The sequence below is a fragment of the Nocardia asiatica NBRC 100129 genome (assembly GCF_000308415.1).
GTDB classification, from domain to species: domain Bacteria; phylum Actinomycetota; class Actinomycetes; order Mycobacteriales; family Mycobacteriaceae; genus Nocardia; species Nocardia asiatica.
The window spans coordinates 1-11,375 of the sequence record NZ_BAFS01000220.1; the positions used below are offsets into that span (position 1 = coordinate 1).

The 11,375-nt window shown below is 66.6% G+C and carries 8 protein-coding genes; 4 read left to right on the plus strand and 4 right to left on the minus strand.

Annotated elements, in window-relative coordinates; all coding sequences use genetic code 11:
• Positions 1–404 precede the first annotated feature (404 nt).
• Together ON27_RS21825 and ON27_RS21830 are read right to left on the minus strand one after the other, a co-directional pair.
• Positions 405–1,778, minus strand: coding sequence for an MFS transporter (locus tag ON27_RS21825; protein WP_043730877.1), 1,374 nt, complete (start codon positions 1,776–1,778; stop codon positions 405–407).
• A 119-nt stretch (positions 1,779–1,897) separates the two neighbouring features.
• Positions 1,898–2,791: a DUF8832 domain-containing protein gene (locus ON27_RS21830; protein ID WP_043730879.1), complete on the minus strand. Its 894-nt coding sequence runs from the start codon at positions 2,789–2,791 to the stop codon at positions 1,898–1,900.
• A gap of 830 nt (positions 2,792–3,621) precedes the next feature.
• Between ON27_RS21830 and lpqS the strand changes: the two genes are divergently transcribed.
• The 4 genes from lpqS to ON27_RS21850 all read left to right on the plus strand — a co-directional run bounded on the left by lpqS (position 3,622) and on the right by ON27_RS21850 (position 8,451).
• Positions 3,622–4,041, plus strand: a complete 420-nt coding sequence (lpqS, locus tag ON27_RS21835; RefSeq protein WP_043730882.1) for a putative copper homeostasis (lipo)protein LpqS — start codon at positions 3,622–3,624, stop codon at positions 4,039–4,041.
• 104 nt (positions 4,042–4,145) lie between these two features.
• Complete coding sequence (locus ON27_RS21840) at positions 4,146–5,255, plus strand: PLP-dependent cysteine synthase family protein (protein WP_043730885.1); 1,110 nt, start codon at positions 4,146–4,148, stop codon at positions 5,253–5,255.
• Positions 5,252–6,622: an MFS transporter gene (locus tag ON27_RS21845; RefSeq protein WP_086007528.1), complete on the plus strand. Its 1,371-nt coding sequence runs from the start codon at positions 5,252–5,254 to the stop codon at positions 6,620–6,622. Before ON27_RS21840 ends, ON27_RS21845 begins: the two co-directional genes overlap by 4 nt.
• A gap of 410 nt (positions 6,623–7,032) precedes the next feature.
• Complete coding sequence (locus ON27_RS21850) at positions 7,033–8,451, plus strand: MFS transporter (protein ID WP_043730887.1); 1,419 nt, start codon at positions 7,033–7,035, stop codon at positions 8,449–8,451.
• Positions 8,452–8,587: 136 nt separating this feature from the next.
• Here the strand turns inward: ON27_RS21850 and ON27_RS21855 are convergent, their stop codons facing one another.
• Together ON27_RS21855 and ON27_RS40005 are read right to left on the minus strand one after the other, a co-directional pair.
• Positions 8,588–10,159, minus strand: a complete 1,572-nt coding sequence (locus tag ON27_RS21855; RefSeq protein WP_043730893.1) for a multicopper oxidase family protein — start codon at positions 10,157–10,159, stop codon at positions 8,588–8,590.
• A gap of 434 nt (positions 10,160–10,593) precedes the next feature.
• Positions 10,594–11,004: a DUF6153 family protein gene (locus ON27_RS40005; protein ID WP_083887727.1), complete on the minus strand. Its 411-nt coding sequence runs from the start codon at positions 11,002–11,004 to the stop codon at positions 10,594–10,596.
• Positions 11,005–11,375: the final 371 nt, after the last annotated feature.

The following is an 11,375-nucleotide window of genomic DNA, read 5'->3' on the forward strand; positions in this document are numbered from 1 at the left end:
TCCACGGCGTCCAGGTCAACGAAATCCCGGACCAGTCGGCGGTGCCTTGAAGTCCGGGCCCGCGATCCAGCCGGGAGGGGCCTGCTGCGTCCGCCTTGGTGGCGAATTAGCGATCGAGCAGTGAGATGCCCGGCTTCGGGGGTGTGGCGGCGACGGTTGCGTCAGCGGCAATGCGGTGCCCGGAGTAGCGAGCCGCTTGACTCATGACAACCTCCATTGGCCTTCGAACCATGTTGTGTGGCGTCGCTTGTGGCCGGTGTGGTGTGGTTTCGCGATATTGCTCGTTGAGGTGGCGGCGCCTGTCCGGGCGGCCGGGTGTGCTCTGGCGCTGCCTCTCGGATGAGGGGTCAAGCCGCTACGGCGGTCGCGTTGCCGCGCGACCGCCGGTGTGGACGGCGAAGCCGTCATGCGGCGAGCGTGTGTGGGCGCGTCGCTGGTGTGGGCCAGCGGGGGTGCTCGGGGTCGATGACGTACACGTGAGTGTGCTGGTAGTGGCGTTCGTCGACCCGGATGGCGTCGGTGAGCCTGCCCGGGTCGATGGAGCCGACCTCGTGTAGGTGGGTCAGCTGGGCCGGATCGTGGCGCGGCCACATCCGTAGCGCGACGGTGATCCCGGTACCGGCGAGTAGGGCCAGTGTCATCCAGGTTGTGGTGTACCCGGTGGCGGTGGTCAGCCATCCGGCGATCGGGTAGGTGATCAGCCAGGCCAGGTGGGAGAGCGAGAACTGAGCGGCGAAGAGCGCGGGCCGGTCGGCGGGCCGCGACGAGCGCCGCAGCACCTGACCGGTCGGGGTGAGCACCGCCGCTGTTCCCGCGCCGACCACTGCCCACACCGCGATCGCGGCGCCCCATCGCCAGTCGCCGCTGCTTGCGGTCGACAACGCGATGGCGGATCCGAGTCCGGCGAGCAGGGTGGCGGCGCCCGCCAGCATCACCGGCCGCGCGTCGCGGCGTTCGAGAACGCGGGGCAGCAACAGTGCGACGATCATGGTGCCCAAACCGTTCGCGGCCAGTAGCGTCGCCACCCCCGACTGTGTTCCGCCGAGGGTGTCACGCACGTAGTTGACGGTGTTGACCATGATCACCGAGCCCGCGGCGGCGACTACCAGGTTGAGGCCCAGCAGCCCGCGCAGCCGCGGCGTTGCGGCGAAGATGCGGATGCCTACCGTGATCCGTTCTCCGAAGGTGCCCTCGGTGGTGGTCCGCGCGTCCGGGATGCGGGTGGTGATCACCAGGGCGGCCGAGATCGTGAATCCGATGGCGGTCCCCACGAACAGCCAGTGGAAGCTGATGACTGCCAGTGCTACCGCGGCCAGCATCGGGCTCAGCAGCGTTTCCATCGTCGCGGCCAGTTGGGCGGCTGACAGTGCCTTGGTGTAGTCGCGCTCGTCGGGCAGGATGTCCGGGATGACGGCCTGGTAGGTGGGGGTGAACGCGGCCGACGCGGTTTGCAGCACCGCGATGAGCAGATAGATCTGCCAGACCTGGTCGATGAACGGTAGTGCCAACACCACCGCGGCGCGAATCATATTGAGCCCGACCAGGAACAGCCTGCGGGGGAACCGGTTGGCATAGGCGGCCGCGATCGGTGCGATGGTTACGTAGACCAGCATCTTGATGGTCAGTGCGGTGCCGAGGACGGCGGCCGCGTCGGCTCCTGCGAGTTCGTATGCGAGCAGTCCCAGGGCGACGGTGGTCAATCCGGTGCCGAACAGGGCCGACACCTGGGCGGTGAACAGGCGCAGATAGTCACGCTGGGTGAACAACGAGGTGATCATCTCCGAAGCACTTCCTTGGAGTGGGTAGGGGTGGTGGGGCACGAGTCGATGGGCAACGACAGCCGCACATGGGGACTCCTTGGTGTGTGGTCGCGGGGTCGGCGGGCTCGGTTTGATGGTCAGTGCCGCTGGGGTGTGCCGGCGGGCAGGGTGAAGGCCGCCGTGCGGACGATTCCTTCGTGCTTGAAGTCGAGGAATGCACGGTAGATCCCGGGCCCGGGTGCGGCGGTGTGGAAGGTGATATCCGGGCCCGGGGCGGTCACTCCGTCACCGGGTTCGCCGTTGGGGTGGACGTGGACATAGGCCAGGTCGCCGGCCCGGATGACGACGAGGTGCCCGAAGGCCGCGAGGTAGGGCTGCAGGTCGGTGACCGGAGTGCCGTCTTTGCGGACGGTGAGGGCGAGAAGGCTTCCGTCGCCTGTGGTGAGTTCGCCGCGTAGTTCGATCTCGTAGCCGTCCACGACGGTGATGCGGGCCGGGGCGGGAATCGGGAGCGGGGCATACGTTCCGGCGACGGCGAGGTCCGCTCCGAGAGTGATGGTGCGGCCCAGGGCGCGGGGTGCGATATCGGTGAAGACCCGATAAGCCCCGGCTTCAGGCAGATTCAGACGCACCGACCAGATGCCGTCGGCGCCGAGCCGCGGATGGACATGCCAGAATCCGGTCAATTCACGACGAACAACGATCAGATGCAGGTCTCTGTCGTGAATGGGGGTGTAGTCGGTGACGGGCCGCCCGTCCGGACCGGTGATACGGAACCGGAAGTCGATCTCGCCGGGCTGCAGCACGGTGTCCTGCAGTTCGAGCGAGTACCCGTCCTGGGTGATCAGCAGTCCGCCGGGAAAAGCCGCAGCGTCGTGACCGGAGTGACCGGCGGTGGGGGTGGCGTGGTGGCCGATCTGCGCATGTGAGCCGTGACCGGCATGAACGGCCGAGGCGGCGTGCGCGCCGTGGCTCACATGATGGCCATGGGCGGCGTGAGTGGCGTCGTGGGTGTGGTTCGAGGTGCTCATTTTCGTGATCCTCCTGTTGTTGTCAGCGGGACACGGGAAAAAATATACCCCCGGGGGGTATATGGCAAGTTGGCTGCTCAGCGCTGTGGAGCCGCGGGCGGGCGTAAGGACAACAGGGCTGGCAGCCTGAGCCGAGAACGCGCCGCTGGATGGATTGATGGGGAGGCGACCGGGACGGCTCCGGTGAGCGGAGTGGGACGGTAAGGCTGGTCCGGCGACAGCCCGTCGTTGCGCCCAGATTCGGCCACGTGGGCTGCGACGAGGACGCGCGAGATTGGGTCAGGCCGATGCCGATGCCGATGCCGATGCCGCCGCGTCGACGGGCGCGGGCGGTGGCTTACCACATGATCAGGCGGGCGCCAGTCCTGGTCTACGGAGAAGCTCAGCAGGTGAGCTAGCTATACGCTTGCACTGACGTTCACGCAATCGCTGTTTGCCGCAGAGTGGCGTCGCAGGGCCGGGTGGGCGCAAAGCGCCTTATCAGGCGGTTTGGCGCAGGGTCGTAGGGGAATGTCGAGGAGCTATGTTTCGCCGACGTGATCGGGTGGATCTCATCACAGGGCCGAGAGACTATGGATGTAGGTAGTAGATTGTTTCGCGAGGATGTCGGTCTTGCTTCCGTGATGTCGCATCTACGACGCGGGAATTGTCTGTCGCCGATGGTTTCGATGAATGGAGGTGGTACGGGTGAAGGCAATGGTTGACCACGCCGATTGTGGCGAAGAGGCGGCAACGTTGTGGATGGTGGCTGATTTGCCGACGTGCCGCCTCTCGACTCGGCCCTTGGCCCGCGCATGCTCCGATCGCTTCGTTTCCGCAGGTGGCGCAGTGTGACGCTGGTGGGTCGGCTGCGGCGTGGGTCGTTGGTGGGACTGCTGATGGCGGTCCTGCTGGTCGCCCCGATGATCGACTGCGCGCTGCTCGGCGGTGCGGAACACCTGCACCTGGGTGCCGCCACCGCGAACGCTTCGGCGAGTGCTTCGCATGATCATCACTCCGACCGCGCGATCGGTCATGCGAAAGATGACTGTGATCAGCACATGACCCATTGCATCGTGAAGTCGATGCTGCCCGCGGCGGCGGGACTTCTGCTGCCGTTGCTGTGGCTGGCCCTGGCGGGAGCCGCTGTGGTCGGTGCCGCGTTCCTCATGTCCGCGGGCGTCGGTGGCGTTCGGGGACCGCCGGTAGCCCGCGCACCCGTGCTGAACGGGCAAGACATTCTCGCCAGGTTCTGTATCTCCCGACGCTGATCGGTCAGCGCCAGGCCGACTTTGTTGTGTTGTCGGCCGGTGTTCGCTGCCTGCTCAACGTCTCACCGTCGCTTGTGGCGGTTCGGATACAGAAAGCGACAGTCATGAACAACGTGGTCTTCGGCAAGCTCGCCGAGACTTCTGCGGCTCCGGTGGTCGCGGGGGAGCCGAGCTCTCTGGTCGGCAATACACCGGTCCTGTGGGTGGGTGCGCCGTTGGCGCCCGCCGGGCGGGGATTCTGGGCCAAATTGGAGGGATTCAATCCTGGGGGTATGAAGGATCGGCCCGCGCTGCATATGGTGCGGCGCGCCAAGGAGCGAGGTGATCTGGCACCCGGGGCGCGCATCATCGAGTCGACGAGTGGCACTCTCGGGTTGGGGTTGGCGCTGGCGGGAACGGTATATCGGCATCCGGTGACCGTGGTCACCGATCCGGGTCTCGAGCCGATCGTGGCGCGCATGCTCGCGGCCTATGGGGCGCGGGTCGAGATCGTGGGTGAGCCGCATCCCAGTGGCGGCTGGCAGCAGGCACGCCGCGACCGCGTCGCCGAATTGGTGGCCCTCGAGCCCGGTGCCTGGTGCCCTGACCAGTACAACAATCCCGACAATGTCGACGGCTACGAATCCCTGGGGCTGGAGGTGATCCAGCAGTTGGGATCGGTGGATGTGCTGGTGTGCGCGGTCGGAACCGGCGGTCATTCGGCCGGGGTGGCGCGGGTGTTGCGCCGGTCCAACCCGGACATGAAGCTGATCGGGGTGGACACCGTCGCCTCCACGATCTTCGGCCAGCCCGCGGGCCCCAGACTGATGCGGGGCCTGGGTTCGAGCATCTTCCCGAGGAATGTCGACTACGGCGCATTCGATGAGGTGCATTGGGTGGCGCCGTCGGAGGCGGTGTGGGCTTGCCGGACTCTGGCGGGCACGCATCACGCCACCGGTGGATGGAGCGTCGGCGCTGTCGCGTTGGTCGCCGGGTGGGCGGCGCGCACCCACTCAGCGGACACGCGGATCGCGGCGGTATTCCCGGACGGGCCGCAACGCTATTTCGACACCATCTACAACGACAGCTACTGCGACGAGCATGGCCTGCTCGATGCCGACCCACCGATCGAACCGGATGTCATCGAACATCCTGCCGCGCGGGTGGTGCACTCGTGGACCCGCTGCAGCACTGTCGTAGCTCCCCATACCCCTGCAGGAGACACCGCACCGTGACCGTGTTCCGGAAGTTTCGCAGCTTCGACCTCGCCGCGCGACTGCTGATGGTCAACCAGTTCGGCATCAATCTCGGGTTCTACATGTTGATGCCGTACCTGGCCGGCTACCTGGCCGGACCGCTCGGGCTGGCCGCATGGGCGGTCGGATTGGTGCTCGGCGTGCGCAACTTCTCCCAACAGGGCATGTTCCTCATCGGCGGCACGCTCGCCGACCGACTTGGCTACAAACCCCTGATCGTCGCAGGGTGTCTTCTGCGCACCGGCGGTTTCGCACTGCTGGTATTCGCCACCTCGCTGCCCGGCCTGTTGATTGCTTCCGCAGCGACCGGATTCGCGGGAGCGCTGTTCAATCCGGCCGTGCGCGCATACCTGGCCGCCGACACCGGCGAACGCCGCGTGGAAGCGTTCGCTGTATTCAATATCTTCTATCAAGCCGGCATCCTGGCCGGACCGCTGGTGGGGTTGGTGTTGATGGCGCTGGACTTCCGAGTGACCGCGGCGGCCGCGGCGCTGGTGTTCGCGGCGCTGACAGTGGCGCAGCTGTTCGCGCTCCCGCCTCGCCGCGGCCAGACCGGTTCCGAGCATGCCTCGGTGCTCGACAGTTGGCGCACCGTGGCCGCGAACCGCAGGTTCATCTGGTTCTCGCTGGCGATGATCGGCTCGTATGTGCTGTCGTTCCAGATTTACCTTGCGTTGCCGCTGCAGGCCGAGTACGTGGCCGGCGCGCGGTCCCAGGTACTGGTGTCGGCGTTGTTCGTCGTTTCCGGTGTCGTGGCCGTCGCCGGACAGCTGCGGATTACGGCATGGTTCAAAGCACGCTGGGGAACCGGCCGCAGTCTCGTAGTCGGTATGGCGATACTGGGCGCGTCGTTCCTGCCCGTTCTGGTCGTCCCCGGATCCGGTCGCTTCGGCGTCGCCGCCGCGGTCGTCGCGCTGCTGGCCTCGACTGCGTTGCTGGCCGTCGGCACCGCGGCGGTGTTTCCCTTCGAGATGGACACCGTCGTATCACTCGCCGGGGGCAAGTTGGTGGCAACCCATTACGGGTTCTATAACACCATCGTCGGCGTCGGTATCCTGGCGGGCAATCTCGCCACCGGCGCTGTCGTCGGGGCCGCGCGGGCTGCCGGTGCGGATTGGGCGGTGTGGGCCGGGCTCAGCGCGATCGGGGCATTCGCCGCTGCCGCGTTGCACCGGCTCGACCGTGCGTCCGCCGCTCGCCTCGCACGAGAAGGCGAACAAGCGCAGCTCTACGAGATCGGCCCTGAAGTCGCCGACCGGACGGCGCCGGAACCGGCGCCAGTTGATCCTGCCTCGGTACAGATGAATCGCTCGCACGGAGAAGCCGCGAGCGCCACTCGGCGCTGATCGATCGCTGCGTCTGGCAACCAACGAGGGCGGGCGCCCGGAGCCCGGTCGCCCGCCGCGTGTTTTCACAATGAGGCGGTCGAGCCGGAGCGAGATCAGGGTGCCAGCTTGCCGACGAGCTGGTTGCCGACGAACAGCTCGGCACCGAAGAGCAGGAACATCGTCGGTGCCCAAGCGGAGACGAGCCTGGTCGCTTTGGTGGTGGCTGTGGGCTTCCACCGCCTCGGCCTCCGACGAAAATCTGCTCGTGGACGGTCATCCTGGTGACGCTTTGCGGTTGCTGGCCACTCGCACGAGTGGATGATCATCGGCTCGCAGCCGTAGGAGACGCGACCTTGACAGTCAGATACCTTAGGGGGGTAGGGTATGTGCACCATGTGATGCACTGGTTCCGGAAAGGTGAAACGAAAATGTCGATCCAAACCGCATCCGCCACGCGAAAGTGGTGGGCGCTCGCGGTGATTGCCGCTGCTCAGTTCATGGTCATCATGGACACCTCGATCATCGGCATCGCGCTTCCGAAGATGCAGACCGAGCTCGGGTTCTCCCAGGAGAATTTGACTTGGGTCTTCAATGCCTATGTCGTCGCGTTCGGCGGGCTGTTGCTGCTCGGCGGACGGCTGTCGGATCTGCTGGGCGCCCGCCGGGTGTTCGGCGCTGGCTGGCTGGTCTTGCTCATCGGTTCGGTGATCGCCGGGGCGGCAGGCAATGTCGGCATCGAGCTGGTCGGCCGCGCCGTGCAGGGCGCTGGGGCGGCGCTGATCGCACCTTCGGCGCTGACGTTGCTGATGATGCTGTTCGGGTCCTCGCCGCAGGAGTTGACGAAGGCGCTGGCTGTTTACGGCGCAGCGGCCCCGGCGGGCGGTACCGCGGGTGTCTTCCTCGGTGGCGTCATCACCGAATACATCAGCTGGCCTTGGGTTTTCTACATCAACATCCCGATCGCGGTTCTCGCTCTGATCGCCGTGCCCGCCCTGATGCCGAGCGCGCCTGCGCGTTCCGGTTCGGTCGATCTGCTCGGAGCGGTCTCGGTGACCGCCGGACTGGCCGTGGCCGTCTACGGTATCGTCCGGGCACCTGAGGTCGGCTGGGACTCGGGAGAAACCTGGACAGCCCTCGCCGCTGCGGCCGCGCTGCTCGCCGGTTTCGTCTTCGTCCAGTCCCGACGCGATGAGCCGCTGATGCGGCTGGGTATCTTCGGGGCGCCGAACCTCGCTGCCGCCAACATCGCTCAGCTACTGCTGGGAGCGGCGTGGGTGCCGATGTGGTTCTTCCTGAATCTGTACTTGCAGCAGGTGCTCGGCTACAGCGCCTTCCCCTCGGGTGCGGCGTTGCTGCCGATGACCACGCTGATCATGCTCGGAATGATCGTCCTTGCTCCGCGGGCGATGCAGCGTTTCGGCGCTAAGCCGATGATCGTGACCGGCTTGGTCGTGTTGGGTCTGGGGCTGGGCATCATGTCGCTGGTGCGGCCGACCGGTAACTTCTGGGCCGATGTGCTGCCCGCGTCGCTGGTCGCCGCCGGTGGCATGTCGTTGGCGTTCATTCCTTCGCTCGGTACCGCCATCTCCGCGGCGCAGCCGGAAGAGGGCGGGTTGGCCTCCGGGATCGTCAATGTCAGCTACCAGGTAGGTTCCGCTCTCGGGCTGGCCGCGATGACGGCGGTCGCCACCGCGTTCGGCGCGGATGAGCTCGGCGATCTGTCGACGCTGACCGATGGCTTCTCCGCAGCGTTCCTGGGCGCGGCCGTCATCGCCCTGGCCGGTGCTGGTATCGCAGCGGCCACGATGCGCAGCCCCGCACCGGACGCCGTACCGGAAACCGTCTGACAGATGCCCCGGGGTATCCAGACGCTCCCGAAGCCGGGCCTGGTCGTGAGGACGCAATTCATGTCCTGGACGACCAGGCCCCGGCTTGTGAGCAACCCGCCTCATGCGATCCCGGTCTCCGTCCACCGGCTGCCGATCAGCGGACGTATGACAGCACGCTCATCATCCCGGCTTCGCCGTGATAGATGTTGTGGCAGTGCACCATCCACTGCCCGGGGTTGTCGGTGTCGAAGTCCACCTCGAGGGTCTGCATGGGCAGCACGATCGAGGTGTCCTTGCGAGGTCCGGTACCGGAGGCAGTGACGACCTGGAAGGTGTGGCCGTGCAGGTGCATGGGATGGAACATCGTCGTGGTGTTGATGAATCGCAGCCGAACCCGCTGTCCCTGGGTCACATCCAGCATCGCGTGGTCGGGAAATTGTTTGCCGTTGATGGTCCAGATGTATTTCGTGGTGTCCGAGCCGAGGGTGACATCGAGGGTCTTGCTCGGCGTGCGGTCCGGCAGCCGCACAGCCTCGGCCGCGACAAGCCGGTCGGCGGTGATCGGCGGGGCGGACAGTTCTGCTGGCCGCACATCCGTCGCAGGTGCGGTGCCACCGCTGGTGCGAACGAGTGCGAAAGCTTGGCCTGTTTTGCCTTCGGCTGCGGCGACCAGCGGGAAAACCCCGTCGGCCAACTCGACGATCGCGTCGTAACGTTCCCCCATGCTGATCAGCAGACTGGCACCGGTAACCGGTTGCACCGGATACCCGTCGGTGTGCGTGATCCGCATCTGGTGGCCACCGAGAGCGACGCGGAACGCCGTGTCGGAGGCGGCGTTGATGATCCGCAGCCGTATGCGCTGGCCGGGACGGCCGGTGAAGGTCACAGGGTCGGTGCCGAGCCGGCCGTTGATCAGGTAGTACGGGTAGGTCACATCACCGGCATCGGAGCCGAGGGGAGCGTTGGGATCGGTAGGCATCGCCATCGTCGACGACCCGCCCATCCCTGTACCGCCGTGGCCTCCGTGGTCCATGCCGCCGGAGCCACCCATGTCCATACCGGCCATGCCTTTGTCACGCAGCTGCCGCAGCTCTGCGTCCGGGTCACGGCCGTTCACCCCGTCGAGCCAGTCGTCCAGCACGACGACGGCCTCCAGGTCGTAGTCCTTCCCGTCGGCCGGGTCTTCGACGATCAGCGGCGCGTACAGGCCACGGTCGAGCTGAACGCCGACATGCGGATGGAAGAAGTAGGTGCCCGCGTCTGGCACGGTGAACTCGTAACGGAACGCGCCGCCGGAGGCGATCTCGGGCTGGGTGACCCCTGGCGCCCCGTCCATGTCGTTGCGCATCGCGATCCCGTGCCAGTGAATCGTCGACGGTGCCGGCAGCGCGTTGGTGAAGTCAGCGCGCAGCACCTCCCCCCGGGAGAGCCGGATCTCCTGACCCGGCAGCCTGCCGCCATAGGTCCAGGTCTGCACCCGCACTCCGCCGAGGTCCACAGTGCTGGGTTCGGCGCGCAGCGCCACATCCCGCACCGTCGCCGAGGCTGCCCGGCGGTTGCTTTCCGCCGCACGGACCGCATCGGAGTCAGGCCCGACGAGTATGCGCGCGGCTTGCGCGCCATCAGAACAGGCGGCCAGGGCGGCCGCCGCAGTGGCACCGGCCCCGAGAGCGAGAAATCCACGCCGGGTCAACGGGGCGGACGGCGGAAATTCTATGGAGGACATGGGATTCTTCATAGTTCGTGATGGCCCGGGTGCCGCGCCGAACAGTTCGGGACCGCGGGTGTCGGGCTCCCGGTCTGGGGGTGGCGCCCCCGGCTGATGTCGAGTTGGGTGGTGCAACCAGATGGGCCGCGTACGTGCGTCCGGCTGGATCGCCGCCTTCGTGGCCGCGGTTGTTCGGGGCGGACGAGCATGTGTGCACCGGGCTGGCGTGCTCGCTTCCGACGCACCATGTGCTCAACTTCCGAGGAGAAGTGCGCGCGCATCTGGTCGACCTGACCGCGGTGGCGAAACCGCGCACGGGCCGCTTCCGGTCGAAAGGACGGCTCGCTGTATCCCGCAACGAGTGGTGGGGAATCCCGCGGAGTGCGATCAGGGCGGGATGCGGGCACAGGAGACCGCTTCGGGTCGCGGACTACGGAAGCGGCCAGAACCTGTCAGATCCGCAGAATCGACAATTCAGCCAGAGACGGTGCCGTCCACGGCGGTGGCCGTTCGCGCTGAGATCGGCAGAGCAGAATTTTCGGCAAGTGCTCGCCTGAGTCGGTGCCGAACCGGTAGAGCAGCACGAGACCCACCGAGAACGCCGCCGCAGATAGGACGAATACGCACGCGTGGAGGGCGTAGTGCCCAACAATGTGGTCGTCGTTCACGGTGGCCGCCGCGGCCGCGTCATGAGCACCCGCCGCTCCCGTCAGCAGACTGGAGTGCTCAAACTGGAGCTGCTGGGAGCCGGGATGGGTGTCGAGCACACCCGTATGCATAGCGGCAATGCCGAACAGCAGCACCAGTACGCCGAGCACCCGGACTACCCCGGATGCGCAATGCCGCTGGTGCTGGTCGACCACGCCGCCAGTATAGAGCCGACCGCGCCGTACGGTCGGCCCGACAACCGCCGGGAATCCACCGGATAAAGCGCAAACCCGCTGACAAAACCCCCGGGAACGCCTACTCGTCACAGCGCTTCAGCTGCGTAAACCCTCGGCGGTCAGGACTGCGAAGCCACCACCGACGATCCGGGGCAGTCCCTTCTCCGGTGGGAGAGGGTGCAGGTGGGCGCCAATGTATCCGCCGATTAGTCTGCCGCCCCGCAGCGGATGCCGATCACCCGATCCGGCGCGATGTCGGTCCCGGCGGCGGTGATGCGAGCATGAGATTAAGTCGCCGCGCAAGAAGCCGAAGCGACCAGGGTCGAGTTCAGCTACCGATGCGATGACCG

What these genes read in the sequence shown, in the direction of transcription:
- ON27_RS21855 (WP_043730893.1), bottom strand. Translation starts at nt 10,159, where the DNA reads ATGTCCTCCATAGAATTTCCGCCGTCCGCCCCGTTGACCCGGCGTGGA.
- ON27_RS21840 (WP_043730885.1), top strand. Translation starts at nt 4,146, where the DNA reads ATGAACAACGTGGTCTTCGGCAAGCTCGCCGAGACTTCTGCGGCTCCG.
- ON27_RS21850 (WP_043730887.1), top strand. Translation starts at nt 7,033, where the DNA reads ATGTCGATCCAAACCGCATCCGCCACGCGAAAGTGGTGGGCGCTCGCG.
- ON27_RS21825 (WP_043730877.1), bottom strand. Translation starts at nt 1,778, where the DNA reads ATGATCACCTCGTTGTTCACCCAGCGTGACTATCTGCGCCTGTTCACC.
- ON27_RS21830 (WP_043730879.1), bottom strand. Translation starts at nt 2,791, where the DNA reads ATGAGCACCTCGAACCACACCCACGACGCCACTCACGCCGCCCATGGC.